The sequence below is a fragment of the Streptomyces sp. NBC_00663 genome (genome assembly GCF_036226885.1).
In the GTDB taxonomy this organism is placed as follows: domain Bacteria; phylum Actinomycetota; class Actinomycetes; order Streptomycetales; family Streptomycetaceae; genus Streptomyces.
Genome location: NZ_CP109027.1, coordinates 9576686 through 9601218, shown reverse-complemented (window position 1 = coordinate 9601218; position 24533 = coordinate 9576686). Strand labels below are relative to the sequence as shown.

General features: G+C 68.7%; 15 protein-coding genes and 1 pseudogene. 3 read left to right on the top strand and 13 right to left on the bottom strand.

Annotated elements, in window-relative coordinates:
• Window positions 1–11: 11 nt before the first annotated feature.
• The 10 genes and pseudogenes from OG866_RS43420 to OG866_RS43370 form a co-directional block, all read right to left on the bottom strand.
• The gene (locus OG866_RS43420; RefSeq protein ID WP_329343486.1) at window positions 12–2420 is read right to left on the bottom strand and encodes a ricin-type beta-trefoil lectin domain protein; all 2409 of its coding nucleotides are present in this window, start codon (window positions 2418–2420) and stop codon (window positions 12–14) included.
• A 56-nt stretch (window positions 2421–2476) separates the two neighbouring features.
• Window positions 2477–4309 (bottom strand): RICIN domain-containing protein, encoded by a 1833-nt coding sequence (locus OG866_RS43415; protein WP_329343483.1) that lies wholly within the window; start codon window positions 4307–4309, stop codon window positions 2477–2479.
• A 28-nt stretch (window positions 4310–4337) separates the two neighbouring features.
• Window positions 4338–5867, bottom strand: coding sequence for an arabinofuranosidase catalytic domain-containing protein (locus tag OG866_RS43410; RefSeq protein ID WP_329343481.1), 1530 nt, complete (start codon window positions 5865–5867; stop codon window positions 4338–4340).
• A 30-nt stretch (window positions 5868–5897) separates the two neighbouring features.
• A complete protein-coding gene (locus OG866_RS43405; protein WP_329343479.1) occupies window positions 5898–7535 on the bottom strand; it encodes a glycoside hydrolase family 27 protein in 1638 nt (545 codons plus the stop codon).
• 59 nt (window positions 7536–7594) lie between these two features.
• Complete coding sequence (locus OG866_RS43400) at window positions 7595–9037, bottom strand: arabinofuranosidase catalytic domain-containing protein (protein WP_329344569.1); 1443 nt, start codon at window positions 9035–9037, stop codon at window positions 7595–7597.
• A gap of 414 nt (window positions 9038–9451) precedes the next feature.
• Window positions 9452–10924 (bottom strand): annotated as a pseudogene (locus OG866_RS43395) (endo-1,4-beta-xylanase); the annotation flags it as partial.
• 84 nt (window positions 10925–11008) lie between these two features.
• The gene (locus OG866_RS43390) at window positions 11009–12142 is read right to left on the bottom strand and encodes a ricin-type beta-trefoil lectin domain protein (RefSeq protein ID WP_329343477.1); all 1134 of its coding nucleotides are present in this window, start codon (window positions 12140–12142) and stop codon (window positions 11009–11011) included.
• A gap of 83 nt (window positions 12143–12225) precedes the next feature.
• Window positions 12226–14658, bottom strand: coding sequence for an RICIN domain-containing protein (locus OG866_RS43385; protein WP_329343475.1), 2433 nt, complete (start codon window positions 14656–14658; stop codon window positions 12226–12228).
• Window positions 14659–14831: 173 nt separating this feature from the next.
• Window positions 14832–16421, bottom strand: a complete 1590-nt coding sequence (locus OG866_RS43380) for an arabinofuranosidase catalytic domain-containing protein (protein WP_329343473.1) — start codon at window positions 16419–16421, stop codon at window positions 14832–14834.
• 1358 nt (window positions 16422–17779) lie between these two features.
• Window positions 17780–17959, bottom strand: coding sequence for a hypothetical protein (locus tag OG866_RS43370; protein WP_329343471.1), 180 nt, complete (start codon window positions 17957–17959; stop codon window positions 17780–17782).
• A 453-nt stretch (window positions 17960–18412) separates the two neighbouring features.
• Between OG866_RS43370 and OG866_RS43365 the strand changes: the two genes are divergently transcribed.
• Window positions 18413–19351, top strand: a complete 939-nt coding sequence (locus tag OG866_RS43365; RefSeq protein WP_329344568.1) for a L,D-transpeptidase — start codon at window positions 18413–18415, stop codon at window positions 19349–19351.
• Between the two features lie 100 nt (window positions 19352–19451).
• On the opposite strand, the gene OG866_RS43360 is transcribed toward OG866_RS43365, so the two are convergent.
• Together OG866_RS43360 and OG866_RS43355 are read right to left on the bottom strand one after the other, a co-directional pair.
• Window positions 19452–20180, bottom strand: coding sequence for a TIGR03943 family putative permease subunit (locus OG866_RS43360; RefSeq protein WP_329343469.1), 729 nt, complete (start codon window positions 20178–20180; stop codon window positions 19452–19454).
• A complete protein-coding gene (locus tag OG866_RS43355) occupies window positions 20177–21067 on the bottom strand; it encodes a permease (protein WP_329344566.1) in 891 nt (296 codons plus the stop codon). Before OG866_RS43355 ends, OG866_RS43360 begins: the two co-directional genes overlap by 4 nt.
• Before the next feature lie 1696 nt (window positions 21068–22763).
• Here OG866_RS43355 and OG866_RS43350 point away from each other — a divergent pair.
• Window positions 22764–23054, top strand: a complete 291-nt coding sequence (locus OG866_RS43350; RefSeq protein WP_329343467.1) for a hypothetical protein — start codon at window positions 22764–22766, stop codon at window positions 23052–23054.
• A gap of 68 nt (window positions 23055–23122) precedes the next feature.
• Window positions 23123–23773, top strand: coding sequence for a DUF3159 domain-containing protein (locus OG866_RS43345; RefSeq protein WP_329343465.1), 651 nt, complete (start codon window positions 23123–23125; stop codon window positions 23771–23773).
• Here OG866_RS43345 and OG866_RS43340 read toward each other — a convergent pair.
• Complete coding sequence (locus OG866_RS43340; RefSeq protein ID WP_329343463.1) at window positions 23770–24399, bottom strand: methyltransferase domain-containing protein; 630 nt, start codon at window positions 24397–24399, stop codon at window positions 23770–23772. The two genes, OG866_RS43345 and OG866_RS43340, sit on opposite strands and share 4 nt — an antisense overlap.
• Window positions 24400–24533: the final 134 nt, after the last annotated feature.

Here is a 24533-nt window from a genome sequence, read left to right as displayed (position 1 = left end):
CAGTCACGGGATCAGTCGCGCGTCCACTTCTGGTTGCTGCTGCCGTTGCAGGTCCACAGCTGAAGCAGGGTGCCGTTGGCCGTTCCGGCGCCGGTGGCGTCCAGGCACAGGCCGGACTGGTCGCCGGTGATCGTGCCGTCGGCGTGGATCGTCCACTTCTGGTTGGCGCCGCCGGTGCAGTCCCAGATGTCCACCTTGGTGCCGGGGCTGGTGCCCTGGCCCGCGGCGTCGAGGCAGTCGCTGCCGTAGACCCGTAGTTCACCGGCGGAGGTGGTCGTCCACTGCTGGTTGCTGCCGCCGTTGCAGTCCCACAGCTCCACCTGGGTGCCGGCCGTGTGTGACTGGCTCGGTACGTCCACGCACCGGCCGGAGCCGGCCCCGACGATCGTGCCGGTCGTGCCGCCGTCGTTCCCGCCGCTGCCGGGCGTGATGGACAGGTTGTCGAACTGTGCCGTCTCGCCCTGGCTGGTGGCGTAGCCGATCTGCCCGGCGGCCCAGGTGCCGTCGTTCACGGAACCGACCGTGGCGCCGTCGATGGCGGCGCTGATCGTGGTGCCGGAGAAGGTGAGCGCGAGGCTGTGCCACCGGTTGGTGCCGAGCGCCGCGTTCGTGCCGCGGGCCAGGGTGGAGACGGTGCCGTTGGTGTTCGAGTTCAGAATCGACCAGGCCCCGGTGTCGCTCACCCGCAGACGGTAGGCGTTCTGCCCTCCGGTGCGGTCGTAGTCGTGCGTGCCCGCACGTCCGATCAGTTCGGCGTATCCGGGCTGTTCGAGCAGCACGTCCGACGAGACCGTGTAATTGCCCCAGCTCACGTCACCGAGCAGGGTGTGCGGATCGGTCAGCGTGTCCCAGGTGATCGGCTTCTGTGGGCTCATCTGGCGCACGCACTTTCCGCTGCGGCCGCCGCCGCAGCCCACCGCCTCGAAGGCACCCTGCCAGTCCATGAGGTACTTCGCCTCGGTGCCGGTGGTGTAGCCGTCGAAGGAGTCGCTGTACGGCAGCTTCAGCGCGCTCCGGGCGGGACCGGTGGCGGTGCCCTTGCCCTGTCCGGTCGTGGTGGTCAGGGTGTACAGGTAGCCGGGCTGCACGGTCAGGCTGAAACCGCCGCCGGACGGGGTGATGTCCGCGGTGTGCACGAACTGGTCGGCCGGGTTGGCGGACCCGACGTCCGTGGACCAGACGTGGACGGTTCCGGCGGACAGTCCCCCGGTGACGTTGAAGTTCAGCGTCTGCGCGCTGCCGGCGTCCATGGTCTCGATGACCGTGGAGTAGTCGGAGTTGTTCGTGGACTTGAGCGAGACGTAGCTTCCGTTGGCGCGGTTGCCGCCGATGTAGCCGCTGGAGGCGTCGAGGTAGCGCCATCCCGGGGCGGTGAACTGGCTGGTGTGCGCCATCACCCAGGTGTTCTTGCCGATCCCGTACGACCCGGACCACGGCTGTGAAGCCAGGGCCAGACCCATGGTCGGGTACGGCAGGTTCGGGGTGAGCGCGGCGACCACCGGCCAGTTGAGGTACGCGGTCATCCGCCCGTCGATGTATCCGCGGTTGATGCCGCGGGCCATGGCCTGCGCTCCCCCGTTGTAGTCGTCCGAGCCGTTCTCGCTCGCCCACAGCGGCTTGCCGGACGACATGGCGGCCGCCGGCACCGAGCAGGTGGACTGGGAGGACCGGTAGCCGCAGGGATAGTGCGTGCCGATGGCGCTCACCGAGGAGGCGAACGCCGGGTTGGAGTTGACGTCGTTCGCCACGGACCAGTCCGAGTCGGCCGCGACGATCTTGACGCTGCCGTAGCCGCTGCTGTTGAGCGCGCTGCGCAGCTGCTGGTACCAGGAGACGTTGTAGCCCCGCTCGTTCCATCCGCCGAGGTAGTCGACGCTCAACCCGTGCTGCTTGGCGCAGCCCAGCCACGAGACCAGGTAGTTGACCATGTCGGTGGACCAGAAGTTCCCGTTGCCGATCCAGCCCGGGGCGCCCCAGGCGAGCCCGTACAGTTTGATGTTCGGGTTGCGGGCTCTGGCCTGCTCCATCAGCCACCATTCGTAACCCCGGTCGCAGTTCAGGTCGGAGCGGGTGTGCTGGTGGCTGGGCTCGGCTCCCGAGGTGGAGTTGGTGTCCCCGCCGATCTCGGCCTTGAGCATCTGGAGGGAGGCGCCGTAGCCGGGCCGGAAGAGGTAGTCGAGGACCTGGCCGCGTTGGGGCTCGGGGTAGTCGATCAGGAGTCTGCTGTTGCCGCCTCCGCCGCTGATCGCGCCGACGCCGTCGAAGGTCCGTCCCCCGGAGGTGCCGTTGAGGGTGATGGAGGTGGCGGCCCGGGCCGGGGCCGCGGCTGTGCCCACGACGCCGCCGGCGGCCAGGACGAGGCCCGCGACCACGGCCGTCGGGACACGCAGGCGCCGTAACAGCCGTGCGATTGCTGACACGGTGGATTCCTTTCGCAGGTGGGGGGTGTCCACGGCCGGTGCGGTCGGCGGACGGGTCAGCGGACGAAGAAGTCCTGGTTGGTGCCGGGGGCGTTCTTGCACTGCCACTGGTCGAGTTGCTGTCCCGCGGTGCCGCCGGCGCCGTAGACGTCCAGGCACAGACCGCTGTTTCGGTTCTGGAACGCGTAGGAGCCGTCGGACTGGCGGACGGGCAGCCAGAGGCCGTTGGGCGCTGTGCCGGGGGGCTGTTGGACGATGTCCGGGGTGCCTGGCGTCGTGGAGCTGCCCGCGACCGCGACGTCCTGGCCGGAGTTCTGGGCGCGCAGTTCGCCGTAGCCGCCCGAGGCCGGCACGAACTGGAACTGCTGGTTGCTCTGGCCGTTGCAGGTCCACTGGTCGATCGCGGCGCCCGCGCTGCCCGAGTTGCCGTACACGTCCAGGCACAAGTTGTCGTGGGCGACGACGAGTTGGTGGAAGCCGGCCGGGAAGCCCTCGCCGCCGGAGGAGGCGGGGGTCAGATAGACGGCGAACGCGTCGTTTACTGCCTGGAACGTCAACGGCACGGTGATCGAGCCGCCCGAGGCGCTCAGGTTCTGGTCGTAGACGGTCTGGGGCGCGGTGAGCGGTGCCTGGTCCGGGATGTGGTGCACGGTGACGTGCACGCTGCCGGCGTTCGTCAGCCAGGGCACGGACGACAGGCCGTTGAAGGTCACGGACGCGGTACCGGAGTTGCCGTTGGCGTCGCCGATGATCGCCACCGCGCGCTTACTGGTGGCGTCCTCGGAGGCCGAGATCGCGGTCGAGCCGACCTGCCCTGAGGTGTCGACGAGGGTGCCGGTCATGTCGGCGTAGTCGCGAAGTGCCCACCAGTTGCCGGTCGGCTGCCAGCTGCCGCCGCTCTGGGTGAGGACTCCCGTCAGGTTGGGGGTGACGCAGCAGACCCAGTTGCCGCGCATCGCGTTGGTGTACCCGGACTGCGCGAACCGCGCCAGGTACCAGGCCGTCACCCCGGCGGTCTGCCGGTCGGCGGGCTGGTACTCGTTCGCGGACAGCGGCAGCGGGCCGATGCCCGCCGTGGTCAGGGCGCTGTTGAGGGACTGGGAGACGGTGACCGGGTCGTCGACATCCCCTTCGTCATGGTTGGTGATCATGTCGGGTACCGTCCCGGCCGCCTTCACGTGTGCGAGCCAGGTCCGCCATTCCCCCGGGTTGCTCTGCGGGGTGAAGGCGAGGGACGGCCCGACGATCTGCGCCACGGGGGCGATGCGCCGGATCTCCCGGTAGGCGGTGTCCCACATCTGGAAGTACTGGGCGCTGTTGACACCCCGGGTCCAGAAGACGGAGATGTCCGGCTCGTTCCAGATGTCGTAGGCGAACGTCAGTCCCGTGGCCTGTAGTGCTCCCACCGTGGAGTCGATGAAGGCGATCCAGTTGGAACAGTCGCCGTTGTCGCACGGATATCTCGTGTTGGACGGCTGCCCGCCGTTGGCGCCGTAGATGTCGCTGACCAGTACCTGGTACTGCGCGTGATACGGCGGCTGGGTGAGCCGTTTCGCCTGAGCGACGATCGAGTCGATGTCGGCCCGAGTGGCCGATCCGTACTGGTAGTTGTCCCTGATCCAGCCGCCGGAGAACCAGCCGCCGCCGCGGAACGCGTTGATCCCCAGTGGCTTGACGAACTGGTCCGCCGGCTGGCTGCCGTCCTGGGTGAAACCGTAGAGGAACCCCTCGCCCACGCCGGTCGACGGGCCCCGCGTCGAGGCCAGGTTGACGCTCAGCACCTCGCCCGAGACGGCCCGGCTCTCGGCCGTCGCCGACAGTTGCAGCACGAACGCCAAGACGATGCCGACGGCCAGTACCAGACGGCCAGGTCTCGCTCGCGTCGTCATTCGTCCTCCTGCGTCACGCGTCACGGGGTCAGCTCAGTGACCACTGCTGGTTGGATCCGCCGTTGCAGGTCCACAGTTCGACGGGGGTGCCGTTGGCGGTGGCGGCGCCGGTCACGTCCAGGCACAGGCCGGACTGGGCGCTGGTGATCGTGCCGTTGGCGTTGACGTTCCACTGCTGGTTGGCCTGGCCGTTGCAGGTCCAGGTGATGACCTTGGTGCCGGGGCTGGTGCCCTGGTTGGAGGCGTCCAGGCACAGACGGCTGCTGCCGGAGTACACGGTGAGCTCGCGGGAGTCGGTCCGGGACCAGGTCTGGTTCGCCGCGCCGGTGCAGTCGCGGATCTGCGTCTGCGTGCCCGGGGTCGTGGACGCGCCCGGTACCTCCAGGCACTTGCCCGCACCGACCGCGTGCAGCGCGGTCGACGTACCGCCACCGCCCCCTGCGCCGTAGCCGGCCGCGGTGATGGCGGCCTGGACGGCGTTCTCGGTGGCGTCGGAGGGATAGCCCGCCGTGATCGCGCCCTCGAAGAACTCCCCCACGCCGTTGGGGCTGTTGTCTCCCCCGGTGCCGAGCAGGACCGAGCTGTCGACCTTCATCGGTGAGTAGCCGTTCGGCAGGGGGCCGGAGAAGGTGGTGGTCAGGCCGCCGCTCGCGCCGTTGCCGTATTTGAGAGTGAAGTTGCTGGTGCCGTTGTTCTTCAGCCACGCGCTGACGAACGGGTAGTGGACGCCAGGGTTGTTCGGGTCCTTGTTGGAGCCGGTGTTGGTGTGGAACATGCCGTTCTCCAGGTCGGCCTCGACCCACGGGCCGCTCCCGGTGCAGCCCCCGAACCAGCAGGCGGTGCCCCAGTAGATGGCGTTCATGGTGGCGTTGCCGGTGTCGGTGTGGGAGTTCTCACCGCTGCCGTAGTCGAAGCAGCACCACTGGCTCGTGTAGTTCGACGAGGTCACCATGTAGATGCCTTCGGGCTGGGCCCCGGTGGGCACCCCGGCGGCGTGGTCGAGCCGGTAACCGACACCGGGGGTGACCTTGACGCCGAAGACCTGGTGGCCGGCCGCGGTCACCGGCAGGGCCATGGCGTCCGCGCCGACGTCGGACCCGTTGGGCCCGGGCCCCTTCCAGTAGCCGCCCCAGGAGATCGGCATGTCGTTGTGCTTGGCGGTCTGGTCGTAGATCTTCGTGATCGTGCACGACGTGCCCGAGCAGAACGACACCTGGGACGCGCCGTCCGCGTACCCACCGGCACTGAGCACTCCGATGTCGCGGTAGCTGTGGTCGGAGGCCCGCTGAATCTGGTACAGCGGCCCGTTGTACGACGCGAAGAGCGCCCTGGTCGTGGCGTGCGCCGTCACGCACGGCGTACCGCCGGCGGCGTAGAGGTCGCACGGGAGCGACGCGTCCGCCACGCTGTGGGCCGCCGGACGGGCGACGACCGCCGTACCGGCCCCGGGGGATGTGGCGAACGCCGGTGCGCCGAACGCGGCCACCACCATCGCCAGGGCGACAAGGAGCACGGCTTTCGATCGCCTGAGTCGGCGATCACCGGCTGGTTCGAGCATGGAGACCTCCTCTGGGGTTCGGATGCGGGGTCATCCCAACGTCCACCGCTGGCTGCTGCCGCCGTTGCAGGTCCGCAGCTCGGCGAGGGTTCCGTCGGCGGTGGCCCCTCCGGCGACGTCCAGGCACAGGCCCGACTGGACGCCGGTGATCGTGCCGTTGGAGTTCAGCGTCCACTGCTGATTGCTCTGGCCGTTGCACGACCAGATCTCCACCTTGGTCCCCGGAGTGGTCTGGTTGTTGTAGGCGTCCAGGCACATCTGGGCGCTGCCGGAGTAGACGGTGAACTGGTTGGACGCGGAGTGCGTCCATGTCTGGTTGGCGCCGCCGTTACAGCTCCAGATCTCCACCTGGGTGCCTGCGGTCGTGGTCGAGCCCGGTACGTCCAGGCACTTGCCCGCACCCACGGCGTGCACCGCGCCGGTCACGCTGGTGCCGCCGCCGCTGGTGCCGCCCGCGACCCGGTACATCACGGTGCCGTGCGCCGGTACCGAGGCGCTGATCGTGCCGGAGGTGGTGGAGGACGCACCCGACCACAGGTCGGTCAGGGTGTAGGCGGACGCCCCGGTCTTGCCGATCGCCGCCGCGGTGGTGGAGATGGTCGCTGTCGAGCCCGTCTCGTTGAACAGGGCCACCGACACATCCCCGTTGGCCAAGGGCTTGGCCAGCACGTCCCGGCCGCCCGAGGAGGAAACCATGGTGCCCTGCTTGCCGAGGGGGTCCTGGTCGACCGCGATCACCCGGGAGTTGGTCAGTGTGGACAAGGTCTCCGCACTGGCCGAGGGGATGTTGGTGCCCGCGATCAGCGGCGCGGCCATCTCTGCCCACAGGCTGAACTCGCTGCGGCTCTCGGTGGCCGTCATCGAGCCGTTGCCGACCTCCAGCATGTCCGGGTCGTTCCAGTGGCCGGGGCCCGCGTAGGAGGCCAGTCCCACGTTGCTGTGGAAGATCGACAGCATGCTGGCGAAGTTGGCGCTGATGTCCCCGGTGGTGCGCCAGCTGTTGCCCACGCCCGCGCCCCAGGTCCACACGTTGTCCTGGCCCCAGTTGCACAGGCTGTACAGGATCGGCCGGCCGGTGGCCGCCAGGGCGTCTCGCATCGCGGTGTACCGGCTCTGCGCAGACACCCCGTTGTTGTTGCAGTTGTCGTACTTCAGGTAGTCCACGCCCCACGACGCGAACGACTGGGCGTCCGTGCTCTCGTGACCCAGGCTGCCCGGATACCCGGCGCAGGTGGCGGTGCCCGCGTCCTCGTAGATCCCCAGCTTCAGTCCCAGCGAGTGCACGTAGTCGGCGGTGCCCTTGATGCCGTCCGGGAACTTGGCCGGGTCCGGCACCAGGTGGCCGCCGGAATCGCGGTTGTGGGTCATCCAGCAGTCGTCGATGTTGACGTAGGAGTAGCCCGCCGCCTGCATGCCGTTGGTGTGCATCGCCTGCGCGGTGGACTTGATCAGCGACTCGGAGACGTTGCAGCCGTAGGCGTTCCAGTCGTTGAAGCCCATCTGCGGGGTCAGTGCCAGCCCGTTGCCCAGCGCGGCGGCGGGCTGCGCCGTACCGACGGATACGAGGGGAACGCCCACGCACAACAGTGCGATGGCGAAGGCGAACGCCAGCGTCCTGCGCAGGGACGGTCGCGGAAACCGCGGCAGGACGACTCTCCTGATAATCATGTGCATGTCATTCACTCCTGGGCCGGGTTGCGGCAGAACATGCCGTGGGACAGCAGGACTCAGCGGTATCCGGCCGCGGTGATGTTGGCCTGCACCGCGTTGTCGGTCGCGTCGGAGGGGTAGCCGGCGACGATGGCCCCCTCGTAGAAGGTGCCGGCGCTCAGGTTGGCACCCCCACCGGGCTTGCAGCAGTCACCGCCGCTGCCCAGAACTATGGCGCCCTGCTTCTTCATCGGGCTGTATCCGCCGGGCAGCGCGCCGTCCCACAGAGTGGTCAGGCTGCCGGACTGCGCGTTGCCGCCCTTGAGGGCGAACCTCGACGTCCCGTTGTTCTTCAGCATCGCGGTGACGAACTTGACGGGGAAGGCCCGCTGACCGGGGTTCCAGGACTGGCTGCCCCCGGAGTACAGGCCCCATTCGAGATCGGCCTGGACCCAGGGACCGCTTCCCGAGCAGCCGCCGAACCAGCACTGGGTGCCGAAGTTGATGGCGTCCATCGCCCCGGCCGCGTCGGCCTTCCGCGTCGTCTCGCTGTTGCCGTAGTCGAAGCAGCAGCCGCTGTTGACGTGGGTGCCGCTGGTCACCATGTACGCCCCCTCGGGCGCGCTGCCGGTCGGCACTCCCGAGAGATGACCGTCTCGCCAGTAGCTGTTCCCGGGATTGATGTACAGCGAGTACGCCTTGGTGCCCCCGGCGGTCAGCGACTCGGAGGTCGCCTTGGCGGGACTGCTCTGGCTCGATCCCGGAACCTGGGCCGATCCCTGGTACCACAGGTCGTTGCCGCGTCCGGACTGGTCGTAGACGACCGTGATCACACAGGAGGTGCCCCCGCAGAACGAGTCCTGCGCCGCCGCGTCGGCGAAGCCTCCGGCCGCCCGTACCCCGATGTTCCTGGTCGCGTTGTCCGAGGCGCGCCTGACCTGGTACAGGCTGCCGCTGTACGACGCGTAGAGCGCCCGTACGGTGCTGTGCGCGGCCACGCACGGCGTACCGCCTGTGGAGTAGAGGTCGCACGGGCCCGGCCCGCCGGGAGCGGGCGGAGGTGTCGACGTGGTCCACTTCTGGTTGCTCTGACCGTTGCAGGTCCACAGGATGACCGCGGTGCCGTTGGCCGTGCCCGCCCCGTCGACGTCAAGGCACAGACCGGACTGGACACCGGTGACGGACCCGTCGGGGTTCTGCCGCCACGCCTGGTTCGACTGCCCGTTGCACGACCAGATGATCACCGGGGTTCCCGGCGCGGTCCGGTTGTCGTAGGCGTCCACGCATCGGGTGCCGCTCATCGTCCTCAGCTCCCCCGCCGAGGTGAACTCGAACGCCTGGTTCGGCTGGTTGTCGCAGTCCTGGATGTCCAGCGCCGTTCCCGGCGTGTCGACGTTGCCCTTGACATCCAGACACCGGCCCGACGCCGAACTCACCAAGGGCGCCGGCGTCGATGCCGGGGCGGGTGCCGGCGCGGACCACGCCTGCGAAGTCGCCGACATCATGGCCAGCAGCGCCATCACGGCGGTGACGGCGAACGCCGGTGAGCGTCGTCTGCGAGCCGCGGGGCTCCGACGGAAAAGGGGTGAAGGCCGCATTCTGTTCCTCACGGATGTGGGGGGAAGGGGACAGAGAGTGCCGTGCCTGGCCGAACGGGATGTTCGTGGACCGTCGCCGCCACCGGCATGGCTGCGGGATCCGGGCGCCTCATGGCCGTTGAGGGTGCTCAAGAGCACCCACAGGAACCACTCAGACATCCCATGTTCTAGTGATTCCACAGGTCTCCGATCGAGTCAATACGCTCGGAGCTTCCCATCGAAATCTGATCCATCCCATGTATCGCCTCTGGTCAGTCCGTTGTCAGGGCATGCCGAAACCCGCGTCCGGCGACGGCCGCCGTGCCGGACGCGGGGTGTTCGTTCCGGGTCACCTCACCTGAAGTTCCAGTGCTGGTTGGCGCCTCCGTTGGAGTCCCAGATCTGGACCGGGGCGCCGTTGCCGGTCTGGCCGCTGGGGATCTCCAGCGCCCGGCCCGACGCGACGTTGATCAGGGTGTAGGAACCGTCTCCGTTCCGGCCGGCCCGCCAGTGCTGGTTCGCACCGCCGTTGGCGTCCCAGATCGCCATCCGGGTGCCGTTGCCCGTCTGGCCTCCCGGCTCGTCCAGGACCCGTCCGCTGGCGATGTTCGTCAGCGTGTAGGAGCCGTCGCTGTTCTGACTCGCCCGCCACTGCTGGTTCGCAGCAGTGCCGTTGGCGTCCCAGACCTGCACGGGCGTGCCGTTCGCCGTCTGTCCGGACGGCACGTCCAGCACCCGGCCCGCGGCCACGTCGGTCAGCGAGTACACCTGGCCCGAGACGATGCCTCCGCCCGGATTCCCCGTACCTCCGCCGAGCGCGGAGAGGGCCGCGTCGTAGGCAGGCTTCTTGTTGCCGTTGTTGTCGAACAGCAGCGGGTTCTCCCCCGTCCGCCACGAGTCGCTGTCCCTGATCCCCCACACCGTGATGCCGGTGCAGCGCGCGACGCTCATGCAGGCCTGGACCGTGTTGCCGTACGCGGTCGCCGAGGCCTGGGCGATGTCGAGTTCGGTGATCTGGACGTCGACGCCGAGGGCGGCGAAGTTGGACAGGGTGGTCTGGAAGCTCGACGGCGGGCCGCCTGCGCCGAAGTGGCTCTGGAGGCCGACGCAGTCGATGGGCACACCGCGCGCCTTGAAGTCCCTGACCATGTTGTAGACGCCCTGCGTCTTGGCGTCGGTCCAGTTCTCGATGTTGTAGTCGTTGTAGCAGAGCTTGGCCGAGGGATCGGCGGCCCGGGCGGTGCGGAAGGCCTCCTCGATGAAGCCGTTGCCGAGCACGTTCTGGAAGACCGAGCTGCGGTGCTGACCGCTGCCGCCGTCGGCGAACGCCTCGTTGACCACGTCCCAGGCGTAGATCTTGCCCTTGAAGTGGTTCATCTCGGTGGTGATGTGGTTGTTCATCACGCTGCGCAGGGTGTTGGCGTCACCGATGGAGCTGACCCAGCCGGGCAACTGCGAGTGCCACACCAGGGTGTGGCCGCGCATCCGCTGCCCGTGCGCGGTGGCATGGCTGACGATCTGGTCGGCCGGGCCGAAGTTGAAGTTGCCGCGGGACGGTTCGGTGGTGTCCCACTTCATCTCGTTCTCCGGGGTGATCATGTTGAATTCCCGGTCGAGGATCGTGGAGTACGTCGAGTTGCCGAGTTTTCCGGCAGCCACGGCCGTACCGAAATAGCGGCCGCTGTCGGCCGCCGCCGCGCCCAGCGTGCCGGAAGCCGCGTGCGCGGTGAGGCTCGCCGGTCCGGTCAGGGCCAGTGCCGTGCCGGCCAACAGGCCGGTGGCCGAGACCAGGGCCCTGCGGAGCAGAGGCTCGTCGTTGAGCCAGGACATGAAGGATCAACCTCCTTGTGCGGGTGCGTGAGAGGGGCGGACACCGTCCAGGGGCCGATGCCGCGGTGGAGTGGGGTCACGAGTTCAGGACACGGGCAGAGCGGTCCACTGCTGATGGGCTCCGCCGTTGCAGTCCCACAGGACCAGTTGCGTACCGTCGGTGGTGGACGCGTTGGGGTCGTCGAGGCAACGGCCGGAGACCGGGTTGCGGTAGCCGCCGTTGTACGTCTGCCATTGCTGGTTGGTGCCGCCGTTGCAGTCCCAGATCTCGATCTTGGTGCCGTTGGCAGTACCGCGGCCGGTGACGTCAAGGCACTTCCCGAGCGCCCGCAGGGTGCCGTCGGAGCGCGCGGACCATGTTTGCGCGGCCGAGCCGTCACAGGTTCGGATCTCCGCGGCGGTCCCGTTGGCGCTGTTGCCGCCGTTGACCCCCAGACACTTCCCCGCGATCCCGGAGCGCACCTGCCCGGACGCGGAATCCGGAGGCTTGATCCAGCCTGCCGCGTCCGCGGCCTGGATCCCCGCGTTGAAGGCGTCCGCCATCTTGCCGAAGCCGCTGTCGTTGGGGTGCAGGGCGTCGGACAGGTCCGCGGCGGTCAGGGCGCTCATGTCCACCAGGCGTACGTGCTTGCCGGCAGCCTGCTCGGCCTGGACGATCCCGGGCAACTTGGCGTTGAAGGCGGGCCGGTTGGCCTCCTCGGTACCGCTGGTGGAGATGATCACGGTGCCGACGAGCACGGTCGCGTCGGGTGCGGCCCTGGTGATCTGGTCGATGAGCGCGTGGAGCCGGTCGGCCGCGGTCGGGATCTGGTAGTTGCCGTTCAGGTCGTTGGTGCCGATCTCCAGGGTGACCACGTTCGGCCGGTAGCGCGCCAGCACGGAGTCCGCGATGCCGGCGATCTGGTCGATCCGCCAGCCGGAGTGGCCTTCGTTGTCCGGGTCGGACATGGTGCCGTTGCGCCCCGAGCCGACGAAGTCCAGGGTGTGCCCCTCGGCCGTCAGCTTGTTCGCCAGAAAGCTCCGGTAGCTGTTCCCGGACGGGCTGCCGACGCCCCAGGTGATCGAGTCGCCCAACGGCATCAGCCGCAGGGGCGTGGGCGCGGCGGCCCGGGTCGCGGAGGGCGGCGCCTCGGCAGCGGCGGCCGCGGCGGGCCATGCGGCGCCCATTCCGAGGGTGGCCGCCAGCGCCGCGACCAAAGGTGCCCAGTACTTCTTCATCGATGTTCCTCACTGGGTGCGGGACAGTGGGTGGGGGTGAACGAACCGCCGGTCCGTGCAGGCGCTTTGGAGGCGCGAGCAGGTCAGCGGGGGGTGAAGTCCTGGTTGGTGCCGGGTGCGTTCTTGCACGGCCACTGGTCCAGTTGCTGGCCCAGGTTGCTGCCGCCGCCGTAGACGTCCAGGCACAGACCGCTGTTCTGGTTCTTGAAGGAATACGAGCCGTCGGACTGCTGTACCGGCAGCCACAGAGCGCTGGACTCTCCGCCCGCGGTCTGCTGCACGATGTTCGGCGTACCGGCGGTCGTGGAGCCGCCCGCCACCGCCACGACCTGTCCGGAGTGCTGCGCGCGCAGTTGCCCGTAGCCGCCCGAGACCGGCACGAACTCGAACTGCTGGTTGCCCTGCCCGTTGCAGGTCCACTGGTCGATCGCGGCGCCCGCGCTGCTGGAGTTGCCGTACACGTCCAGGCACAGGCTGTTGCTGCCGATCACCAACTGGTGGTGGCCCGTGGGGAAGTCGCCGCCGCCCGAGGACTGGACGCCCGCCTGCTGGATGACGTCTCGGGCGCCCTGAGGCCAGTTGGTGCCGCTGACCAGGACGTTGTTGTGCGGAGGGCCGGTGGCCACGTATGTGTTGCCGCCGTTGTACCAGTTGCCGGAGAACGTGCTGTCGTCGGTGTGGTTGTTGGCGTTGGCGTTGGTGAGCGCCCAGTTGCCCGCGTCCTGCACCACGTTGGCCGACACCTTCAGATACCGGGAGCCCTCGTCGAGGTACAGCGCGGTGGTGCGGTTGTTGTCGTAGATGTAGTTGTCGGAGATCACCGAGCCGGGGGCCGCGGACAGGCTGTAGATGCTGCCGCCGTCGAACATCGCGTTCTTGGTGTCGAAGACCAGGTTGTGGGAGACGGTGTTGTTCTTCAGCGTCGTGGGAGTGCTGTAGACCGGCTGGTAGTTGTACGTGCCCCGGTTGACGTAGTCCTGGCTGCCGCCCGGGTCGTTCATCCCCCAGCCCCAGCCGATGTCGATCCCGTCGTAGGGCAGGTGGTCGCACTGGTTGTGGGTGATCGTCGCGTTGGTGACGTAGGTGGACAGGATTCCCGCGGTCTCCTTGTAGTCGGTGCCAACCCCGCTGACCTTGTTGTTGCTGATGGTGATGTTCTGGTTGGTCATCTGCGGGTTGCTCGGATGGTGCGCGTCCGGCTGGATGCCGCCGACCTGGATGCCGCTGCCGGCGAGGTCGGTGAAGGTGTTGCCGGTGATGGTGACACCGTTCGCGCCGAGTCCGGCGCCGGAGGCCGTGGCGACGCCGTCGTTGCCCACGCCCAGTGCGGCCTGCCCGAGTTCGGAGAACGTGTCACCCGAGAACGTGATGCCGGAGGCGGCGGAGACCTGGACCGCCGCGGGCATCTGCACCCAGTGGTTCCGGGTGGCCTCGAACTGTGTGCACCCCGACTTGCAGGTGCTCGGCCAGTTGGCGGGCATCGCGTAGGCGCCGGTGATGTGCGCGCCGCTCTGCTGGTCCGCGTAGCCGTCGGGTCCGCTCGGGCCCAGCCAGGAGGTCCCGGTGAACCGTATGCCGGAAAATTCCAGGCCGGTCGCGGGTGAGCCGTAGCTGCCGCTGATACCCAACAGGCTCTGCAACCGGGGCAGTTCGACGTCGAGACTGTTCGGGTTCTGGCCCGCCTGGGCGCGGTAGTACAGGTCGCCGGTGGACGAGTCGAGGTACCACTGCCCGGCCTGCTTGAGGAACGCGTAGTTGTTCTCCAGGTACAGGGTCCCGCCGGCGAACGGCGCGTTGATCGTGTCGTAGCCCCAGGAGTTGTTGTTCCAGGCGGGCTGCTGCATGGTGAGGGTCCTGCCGCTGATCGACTGGACCGGCGCGTAGCGGTCGGTGAAGGAGTTGAGGCTCTCGACCTCCATGTGGCTCTGGTCCGAGAGACCGGCCAGGTAGTCGAGGGAGGAGTCGGTGACGGTCAGGCCGGTCCGGGTGAAGGTGAGGCCGGAGCGGGGCACCTGGATCGCCGCGCGTGGGGCCTGCCTGCCGTTCACGTACAACTGACGCGTGTTCACGCCGGTGCCGACGTGGACCGACCAGACGTTGCTGCTCTGATCATGCACCTGCCAACCAGATATCTGCTGGGCGCCACTCACGACCGGCTGCTGCCCGGGCATGGCCTGGTAGGTGATCGTGTGGCCGTTCTGGCCGCCGTCGCCGGAGCCGAAGGTCAGCGGCTTGGACTGCCGGTAGGTGCCACCGGCCAGGTGGACCACGACGTCCGTATCGGCCGAGAGCCGGTGCGCGGGCTGCCGCGCCTGGTCGATCGTCGCGAACGGCTGCTCGGCGGTGCCGTTCCCGCCGGGAGCCGCATCCGGGGCCACGTACAGGTCGGCGGCCGCCGCCTGGCGCTCGGCCGGTACGGCGAACGCGGCCCCGGCCGTCGGCAGGCTCCCGGCCAGTAAGGCGAGCAGAGCCAGGGGGGCGGCCCGGAGGCCACGGAGCACTCTGGCTCGGGACATCGTCATCCTCCAGTGGGGGCGGTGGCAGGACGCCCAGTGGCGTTCCGGTCGGACGGTAGGAAGGTCACGGGAAGTGCGCAGGACATCGGGCACCACAGCGGCGAAGCCCCGGCTCCGGGTCCTGCTCGGCCCGTGGCCGTGGTGAGACCGGCCACGGGCTGGAGCCACTTCCCTCAGCCGAGGTTCCATCGCTGATTGGAACCGCCGTTGCAGGTCCACAGTTCGGCCAGGGCGCCGTTGGCCGTGGAGGCGCCGGTGACGTCGAGGCAGAGTCCGGACTGGATGCCGGTGATCGTGCCGTCGGAGTTCAGCCGCCACCGCTGGTTGGCGCCGCCGTTGCACGGCCAGGTCACCACCTTGGTGCCCGCGGTCGTCTGGTTGTTGTACGCGTCCAGACACAGCTGGCTGCTGCCGCTGTATACGGTCAACTGGTCGGAGGAGGTGCGGGTCCAGCTCTGGTTGGCGCCGCCGCTACAGTCCCAGATCTGCAACTGCGTGCCGGCCGTGGTGGACGAGTTCGGCACGTCCAGGCACTTGCCCGCGCCCACCGCGTGCAGCGCGCCGGTGCCCGTCCCGCCGGTCGCAGTGCTGTAGCCGGCCGCTGTGATGTTGGCCTGGACCGCGTTCTCGGTGGCGTCCGACGGGTAGCCGGAGGTCATCACGCCCTCGTAGAAGGTGCCTTGGGCGCCCTTGCTGTTGTCACCGCCGATGCCCAGGATGATGGCCCCCTGCTTCCGCATCGGGTTGTAGCCCGCGACGTTGGGGCGCACGCCGTCGTAGAACGTGGACAGGCCGCCCGACTGCGCGTTGGCGCCACGGATCGCCCAGTGGTTCGGGCCGCCTTTGACGATGGCGGTCGTGTACCGGTGGTTGATGGTCGGGTCGTTCGCGTTGTAGTGCTGGTTCACCCCGGAGAACAGGCCGTTCTCCAGGTCGGCCATGATCCAGGGGCCGTTGCCCGAGCCGTAGCCCCAGACCTTGATGTTGCCGAAGTAGATGGCCTCCATGGTGCCGTTGCCGTCGTCGTTGCTGTCCGTCTCGGCATTGCCGTAGTCGAAGCAGCAGCCGCCGTTGTAGTGCGTACCGTCGAAGATCGCGTACATGCCCTCGGGGTTGTCCCCGGTCGCGATGCCGTTGGTGTGGTTGTTGCGGTATCCCGTTCCGGGTGCCACGAAGACGCCGTAGGCCTTGTGACCGCCCACCATGGTGGGCGCGGCCGTCGCGTTCGCGAGGTTGTCGGGACCACCCGCGGCACCGCCGCCGGGCGCCTGGGTGAGGTGGTTGGCGCGACCTGACTGGTCGTAGATGATCGAGATCAGGCAGGTCGTCCCCGCGCAGAACGAGTCCTGCGCGGCGGCGTCGGCGTAGCCGCCCGCACTCAGGACGCCGACGTCGCGGGTGGCGTTGTCCGAGGCACGCCGGACCTGGTAGAGCGGCCCGTTGTACGAGGCGTACAACGCCCGCGTCGTGCTGTGGGCCGCCACACAGGGCGTCCCTCCTGACGCGTAGAGATCGCATGGTCCGGACGTGGCGGCCCGGGCCGTCCCGGTCGTGGTGCCGACCAGTGCGCCGACGGCTAGCACGGCCGCGGCCCCCGCCCGGGCGATTGTTTTCGGCCGGGAGCTGCGGGAGCGCTCCCACGCTCGCACAGATGCCTGGCCCAACTCATTTCCCGGCCTTCCGCGGCGCCGAACCGCAGCAAGCAGCCCCTGGACGCCACCGCGCCAGAAGAGCACGTGGCGCCTCGTACCTGTCGTTCCCATCCGATCTCCCCTACCGTGCCGGCGGAACCCAGTCGCGTTCTGTGCTGGTGGCGCTGACGAATGCGAAAGCGCCTGGAGGTGCCGATCTTTCAGTGGGATTGCAGAGAGGTTTCGGGGGGAGACGGTGCTCTCGATTCCGCAGTGCTGTCAAGGGCCCCGACTCCCCCGTCCGGCCTGAATAGCGAATCGGTTCGACCGCCGATCTCTCCGGATCCCCGCCGACCGACCCGCTCGAGCAGGTCCGGCGTGACCGTGGACGAGCAGCGCGCCAGGCCCTCTTGTCGACTCTGCTCGGCGAGTCGCGCGGGTCGGACCGGCGGCCGGGCAGCAATCGCTCGGACACTCCCTGCAACGCCACTGACCTGGGACGCAGCCGCCGAACAGCGGTTGACGAGGGGACGGTGCGCACCGCACCGGCCGGTGAGACGGTCCCCAACCCGCACCTGGGCGCCCTCTTCGGCGTGCGGCACGCGATTGCCCCCGCCCCTCGCCGGCCGTACCATCTCGTCGAAGCGCTTGCGCGGAACCGATTCGATTCCCGCCTTCCCGCAACGTGAGACTCGCGGAACGCGTGACGGGCCCGGCAGCCCGACGCCGCTCCCGCGTACTCCTGGTGCTCGGGCCGTGCTGGTTCTGCGTCACTTCAGTGCGGCAGTACGGCACTTCGGTGCCGGGACGCAAGGAAGCACGCATCTGCCCCTGAGCCCACACCCGGAGCGGACGGTCCTGCCTGCTCGTTGCCGGCCGGTACCAGCTGCCTGAGTCAGGGCGTCCGGACCACGCCCTGTGCGAGACGGATCAGCCTGGGCTTCGTCTCATGGCGCGGTCCTTCGACCTGTGGACCGCTCCCAGCGGACACGTCGGCCGTGGCGCGGAGGAGGGCGCGGGGTCCGTAGTGCTGAGGTCGGCAAGGGCGGGCTGATCGAGGCGGACGCGGTGGCACAGCACAATGGCCAGATCCGGCCGTCGTGGGCGTGGCCGGAGAGGTGGAGGTCGATGCCCGCGGCTCCAGCGCGGGCAGCACGGTCGGCACGCTCTCTTCCACGCGGGCTGCCGGGCCGGGACGATCGCCGCCCGGTCGGTGAACTCAAGCTGGTGCGCCAGGAGCAGGACGGGCAGGTCCGGGCCAGCGCCGTCCGGGCCCCGGCGAGTTGGGCACGGTGGCCCGCCGGGCCGGAGGACTTGGCGGTGACGTCGTCCGCGCCGCCGCGGAGTGCTCAGCCATCCGCCCCTCGCCGCGCCTCGGACGTGCGGGCCAGGGCAACTACGCCTGCTCCGGGATTCACGCCCAGCAGTTCCCCGTGGCCGTCTGCTGCTCACCTGGTTCAGATACGTCGCACGGTGCGCGGTGTCCTGGCCTACGTCCCCAAGCCGTCGAGCACGGAAGCCCCGCCGAGGTGGGACGTGGTGGGGCCGTTGACCGCCTTGCGGATGGAGGAGAAGCGGCGCTTGCCCCCTCCGTCGGTACCCAGGTAGCTGCCGACATGGCCGATCGTCAGGCTGAGCCGACCGGTTCGCTCGGGACCGTCCGCGGCCATGGGTCCGTCGGTCCGGCGACCACGCCCGCCCCCCCCAGGCGCCTTCCCATGACCCGCGGGCCAACGCCGCGCGGGGGCCACCGGACACGACGGTCGCAGCCGCGCGTGCCGGGTGACCCAGCCGACGAGCGCACCGGTACACGGCCTGGCGCCGTCCGCGCCGGGCGCTGACCGGACGGGTACGGAGCCGGGGCGGCGACGGTGTCCGGGCCTCCGCGACGGCGTGGGTCGAGCCGCCGAAGTCACCGAGCCCGGCGTGGAAGGCCACGCCACCGCCCCCACCCCACGGGGCCGGTGAGTCTTGGGACATGTTTTACGCGACACATGCAACTGCAACCCGCGCCCTCTCTGTCTGACAGGAAGACGGGCCCGTCAGGGCCGAAGAGCGAGAAGACGGGGCGGTTCGTGGGACGGCGCAAGGGCAGCATATGGGTCGCATTCGTCACGGGTGTGATGCTGGTGGGCGCGAGCGCCTGCGGTGGGGGCGGCAGTGACAAGGCGAGCGGCGACGACGCAAAGGCGTCGAGAAAGCCGAGTGCGAGCACCTCCCCGTCGCCCACGAAGCCTGCGGGCCCGCCGATGCTGCTGGAGACCATCACCCCCCAGACGGGAACGACGGTCGGCGTGGCCATGCCCATCTCGGTGATCTTCACGAACCCTGTGGCGGCCAAGGCGCGAGCCGCCGTGGAGAAGCACATGAAGGTGAGCGCCTCACAGACGGTGGCCGGCGCCTGGCACTGGATGGGCGACAAACGCGCCGACTGGCGCCCGAAGACGTACTGGCCCTCCGGCACGACGGTGAAGATCGACGCCGACATGACAGGCGTCAGCAACGGCAACGGACGCTACGGCGTACACAGTTACACGCACACGTTCAAGGTGGGTGACGACGTGCGCGCGGACGTCTCGGTGACCGGCCACACCATGAAGGTCAGCCGCAACGGCGCCCCGGTGCGTACCCTGTCCATCAACGCGGGCAGCGCCGAGTACCCGACGTGGGACGGCACGATGGCCGTCATCGACAAGCAGGAAAAGGTCCACATGACCTCGTGCAGCGTCGGAATCAGCTGTGACAAGGGCAGCCCGAACTACTACGACCTGACACTGCCCTGGGACATCCACCTCACCCAGTCCGGCACCTACGTCCACTACTCGACCGGCGACCCCAACCCGGGCAGCGGCAGCGCCCGCGGCTCGCACGGCTGCGTGCACCTGTCCCTGTCGGACGCCAAGTGGTTCTACGATCAGGTCAAACAGGGCGACCCCATCACCATCACCGGCTCACCCCGCGGCAAAGCCCCGGCCGACAACGGCTACGCCGATTTCAACCTGGGATGGGACCAGTGGCTCGCCGGCAGCGCAACCGGCGAGCAGACGACCACCACCCTTTGAGCGTGATCAAGCTGCGAGGGAGCGTCCTGCGCGTCCTCGGCCTCTGCGCCACGCCTGGATTGGCCGTCGCCGGGGGCACGCCATCTGGTGACGATGCCGGCTAGGAAGGCGTGAGGGGCAGGTCGTCCGTATAGGCGTTGACCGGCGGGGCGACGGGCTTGCTGCTGCGGACGTCGAGGGCGGCCTCGGCCGTCTTCGTGCCGAGCGTGCCCTTGGGGTGCCACGTACCGGTCACCGCGAGCCAGGCGTTGGCGGGCGGGACTTCCGTGCCGTACATGCGCACCTTGACGGACTGTGAGTCGGCCGCGCAGCACGTGAAGATGATCCGGGTCAGATACCAACCGCCGCCCTGACCGGCCGGGGTGACGAAGCCGGTCATCTGGACGGTGCGGCCTTTGACGGCCAGCTCGTGGTCCTGCTGGACGCGGGTGGTGAAGTCCGTGAGCGTCATGGGCAGGGGTGAAGTCGCGGGCAGGGGGTCGAATCCCTTCTGTTCCTTGACGGCCTTGTTGTTGGAGCGGGCTGCCGTATACGCGCCGAGGGCGGGCGGGGCGTAGAGGAGCAGGCTCAGGGCGGGGAGGAAGAGCAGCCAGGCGATGCGTGGCGCCCCTGCGTGGTCGTGTCCGTGCGCATGACCGGTGAGGGAGGCATGTCCCCGGCCCAGAACCGCCCCCGCCAGGCCGAGAAGCAGCAGCGTGACCCCGGAGACGATCAGCAGCGGGCGCAGTCCCTCCTTGACGTAACGCAGGTAGAGGTCCGTGAAGAGGGCGGCGTGCAGCAGTCCGATCCCGGTCAGGGACAGCAGCACTGCCTGTACAGGGCGTCTCACAGCAGTGCGCCTCCGATCAGGACGCTCACGGCGACCGCCACAACGGTGGTCGCGGTGGAGAAGCGCCAGGCGAACCCCCGTCCGAACGTGCCCGCCTGAAGAGCGATCAGTTTCAGGTCGACCATCGGGCCGACCACCATGAACGCGAGTCGGGCGGTCGGTGAGAAGCCGGTGAGGGAGGCCGCGACGAAAGCGTCCGCCTCCGAGCACACCGCCAGGACGACGGCCAGCCCGGCGAGGAAGAGCACTGACAGCCAGGGCGAGCCGGAGAAGGTGTCGAGAACGGAGCGCGGCACGGCCACATTGAAGGTGGCCGCCGCCATGGCGCCGAGGACGAGGAAGCCTCCGGCGTTGAGGAAGTCGTGCTGGAAGCCCTGCCGGAATTCGTTCCAGCGGCTGTGACCGTGCTGGTGGCCGGTGTGCGCTGCGGCGGGGCGCAGCCACTTCTCCTTGCCCAGCCAGAGCCACAGCCAGCCCATCACGGCCGCGGTGACGAGCGAGGCGAGCAGCCGGGCGGCGACCATCGCAGGGTTGTTCGGGAAGGCGACGGCGGTGGCGGTCAGCACGATCGGGTTGATCGCGGGAGCGGAGAGCAGGAAGGCGAAGGCCGCGGCCGGGGTGACGCCCCGGCGGATCAGGCTGTTGGCGACCGGTACGGAGGCACACTCGCACCCGGGCAGCACCGCCCCCGCCGCACCCGCCACCGGAACCGCGAGAGCGGGGCGCTTCGGCAGCACCCTCGTGAACAGGTCGGCCGGCACGAAGGCATTGATCGCTCCGGACAGAGCCGTACCCAGGAGGAGAAAGGGAAGCGCCTGGACCGTGATGGCCAGGCACACGGTGCGCCAGGTCTGGACAGCCGGGGCGTCAAGCCACGCACTGCCCATGGCACCGGACACCCAGACCGCGACGGCCACGGTCGCCAGGCTCCCGGCCACCACCGGCCACGGAAGTCGGCCGCGGCGCGGCGGACCACCGGCTACGACCGCCGCACCTTCTCCAACCTCGATCAGTTCATCCGCTTTTGTCATTTTTACTCCACATATCCGAACTGAGGGCACTGGTGGGCTCGCGTATTCAACTGTCGCCAGTTCGCGGTCTCCACTGGCGTGCCGGCTACGCTGTGTGACGAAAGTGGGCACTCTGGCTCTAATTGATCGTTCGGGATGAGCTTCGCAGGCGCCGCCGACAGAACATCTCCAACGCGCCTGCCCCGATCCACACACAGACCCGACCCGATCCCCTCATGTCAGACTCTTTAGACAGCTCTTCGTCCGGCGACGCGGTGGGCGCGCGTGGGCCTTCGGGGCCATTGGGGGATCACCAGGGCTTCCCGCAGCCCATCCCCCCTCGCTCCTTGCTGATGAGGCAGGCATGCATGGGTAGGAACTTTGTTGTCGGGGACCAGGTCACTGCCCTGGTCGACCTGGGCCGAGGGGTCACGAAAGGCATGCGCGGAACGGTCTCTTCGGTGTCGCTTTTCCACGGGCTCGTTACTGTCCGCTTCTCCAACGGCGCTGAGGTTCCTTCGGTGAAGCTGCACCAGATCACGCACGCCTAGGGGGTAAGGCGGTCATGCATGAGAATGCACCCAAGCCGGTGCGACCTGCCCAGTGGCTGGCCTGGGCTGCGCTTCAGGTGTGGTTCACGCCGTTCGGGATCTATGCCTACTGGGACATATCGAGGCCCCGTGGAACGTCGAAACCAACTAGGCCCTGGGTTCTGCGGCCGTGCTGATCGCCATACCCACGGTCTACGGCCTGTCGCTCGTCCAACAGGTCTTCGCAGTCCGCCGCTACCATGAACGGCTCCGGGAGGCTTTCGCCCGGCCACTCTCTCCGACCTGCGAGGGGTGCAAGGTGAGGCCATGCTCGTGGAATACCCGGACCAGCAAATGGATGGACACCTGCTCGGCTTGCCGCGGCGACGAGTACTTCGACAACGACCACATGATCGGCTAACAGCGCCGCATTACCGATAGGAAGCCCTAACTGATCGTTCAGCATGAAGGTCGTTGTGGGGCTTGGTAGTCGGGTGTCGTGTCGGCAGGATCTGTCGGGTGTCTGCTGATCTTGTCCCGGACGACCTGTGGGAACGAGCGGCACACAAGGACAGCAGGATGAGACGTCTGCTCCCTGCTTACAACTTCCCCGTGGCTGAGGCCGCGCCGGGCTAGATGGGGCAGTACCGCGACTCATGGGATCTGATAGGTCGTCTTGATGGGGGCCAGTCCGGAAAAAGGGGGCGAGTTCGCTGTTCAGCTGTCCCGGAGAGCCGGCCGTTCCCCTGGCCGCGTACCCAGACCACCGGGCGCGCACCACCCTGAACCATCACGACCCCACAGCTCTACGAGTTCGGCCTGAGTAACGGCAAGCCAACGAGGAGAAAGCGCGCTCTCGACACGCCTTCCTCACGCTCGATCGTCTACCTTGATGCCCCGTACCAGCTCCTGCGGCAACGCTTCGAGTTCCTTCGGTCACGAAACGGGTAACAAGCCTCTGATGTCGGGACAGTTGGCGATCGATCTCTCCATACTGGCCGGCATCGAGAAGCTAACTGGGAGCGGGTAAGGGGGACTTATCGGTGGAGTACGTGCGGCTCGCGGACGGCAGTCAGACGGTGGCCACGGCCGTCGTCAGCGTGATTCCGGGCGGCATTATCCTCTTCGCGATCGTCGCGAAGGCCGCCGAGAATCTGTCGGCCCTCGCCAGGGCCAAACCCAAAGATCTCGGTTTCCCTCTGATGATCGCTTCGGTGATGTTCCTTGTCCTCTGGCTCCTCCTGGCGGTCTTCATGACGTCGGGGACGCAGGCGGCAGCCGTCGCGGGCGGCATCGTCGGCGTGCTGTTCCTCGGCATGCTGCTCTTCGGGTAACCGGCCCCTTCGAGGCCGCACGACCGCGGATGGAACGCGTCAGTGGATAGAAGAGGGGCAACTCTGCCGTGACGTCCCCGGATTCGACGGAGCCGATGCAGTCGCGGCGCTCGGTGATGGCCCGCGACGCCTGCCTGGTGGCTCTGGTCGGCACACCGACCCTCGTCTGGTACGGCGCCTGGCGCTTCGCGTCGGCGTCCCTGGCCGTGGCGGCCTGCGTCGCTCTGGCAGTTGGTTGTGCCGCCACGCTGATCGCCTCTCGCCTGGGGCATGCGCGGAAGATGCTGGCGGCCCTGGGATTGCTAGCCCTTTCTGTGGCTCTCGCGGCGCTCACAGGCCGGGCTCAGGACTACTTCCTGCCGGGTATTCTCATCGACGCGCTTTACGCGGTGGTGCTGTCGGCGAGCGTGGCGCTGCGGCGGCCCCTGATCGGCGTGGTGCTGCGCGCCGTCGCCGGGCGATGGCGGTTCCGGGTTCCGGGTTCGAAGCGGGCGCACGCACTGCTCACCTTGCTGTGGGCGGCACGGTTCGCCGCGGAAGCCGTCGTGATGACCGTCCTGTACCTGCGCGGCGACACCGATGTCCTGCTCGTGGCGCGCTTCGTGCTGCGCGCGCCGTTGCAGATCGCCTGCGCCGCGGTGACGCTCGCCGTCCTGGCTCACCGCGCTGCCCGGCAGCGTAAGGCGGAGACCGACTCGCCGAAGGCTGCCGGGAATTAGGGAGGCGAGTCCCGGTTGCCGGGCAGGGTGAGCCGTGTCGTGCCCCTTGCGTGGACCAGGGCCCGCATGCCCCAGCGCGCCGGTACGGCGATGACGGCAGGGGGGACGAGTGCGCGGCTCAGGGCGATCGTCTCCGCGATCCGGCCGAGTTCCCCCGGCGACCCGTGCGGTGGCCGGCGCAGGACCAAGGAGGGCAGCGTCCTCCACCGCGTCCGTCGCGGGGGCAGGCGCAGATCGCCGTACCAGGATGCCCGGATGTCGGCAGACGGCAACAAGCGGGCATGCCCGTCCAGTTCGTTCACCGCGCGGCGCCCGGCGGACGGCCGCCAGACCGGGTGCAGCGCGAGCAAGCCCTCCGGCCGTAGCACCCGGAGCAACTCGGTCAGCAGTTCGTCGACGTCCCGTACATGCTGGGCGACGAAGCTCCCCAGGACGACGGAGAACGTGCGGTCGCCGAAGGGCAGGGCCTGCCCGAGCGCGGCGACTGCCCTCGAACCCGCCGGGGGCTCGTCCGCGTACGCGGGGTCGACTCGGACGACATCCAGCCGCTCACGCCCGAAGGGTGAGTCGCCGGCGCCGATGTCGAGAATCAGGCCCGCGCGGTCCACCACTTCCAAACCGAACACACATGCGTAGAACTTCCTGGTTCCCCGCCCGGTTCTGATCGTTTGCCGTGAGCGATTGAGATCTTTCCGGTGAGCTGCTCGCATCATTGTGCACTTCCGATCTCAGATAATCGAACTACTCAGCACATATGGAC

Coding starts and splice junctions, on each gene's coding strand:
- OG866_RS43415 (WP_329343483.1), bottom strand. CDS start 4,309: ATGACGACGCGAGCGAGACCTGGCCGTCTGGTACTGGCCGTCGGCATC.
- OG866_RS43410 (WP_329343481.1), bottom strand. CDS start 5,867: ATGCTCGAACCAGCCGGTGATCGCCGACTCAGGCGATCGAAAGCCGTG.
- OG866_RS43405 (WP_329343479.1), bottom strand. CDS start 7,535: ATGATTATCAGGAGAGTCGTCCTGCCGCGGTTTCCGCGACCGTCCCTG.
- OG866_RS43400 (WP_329344569.1), bottom strand. CDS start 9,037: ATGGCGCTGCTGGCCATGATGTCGGCGACTTCGCAGGCGTGGTCCGCG.
- OG866_RS43390 (WP_329343477.1), bottom strand. CDS start 12,142: ATGAAGAAGTACTGGGCACCTTTGGTCGCGGCGCTGGCGGCCACCCTC.
- OG866_RS43385 (WP_329343475.1), bottom strand. CDS start 14,658: ATGTCCCGAGCCAGAGTGCTCCGTGGCCTCCGGGCCGCCCCCCTGGCT.
- OG866_RS43380 (WP_329343473.1), bottom strand. CDS start 16,421: ATGGGAACGACAGGTACGAGGCGCCACGTGCTCTTCTGGCGCGGTGGC.
- OG866_RS43370 (WP_329343471.1), bottom strand. CDS start 17,959: ATGGCCGCGGACGGTCCCGAGCGAACCGGTCGGCTCAGCCTGACGATC.
- OG866_RS43365 (WP_329344568.1), top strand. CDS start 18,413: ATGCTGGTGGGCGCGAGCGCCTGCGGTGGGGGCGGCAGTGACAAGGCG.
- OG866_RS43355 (WP_329344566.1), bottom strand. CDS start 21,067: ATGGGCAGTGCGTGGCTTGACGCCCCGGCTGTCCAGACCTGGCGCACC.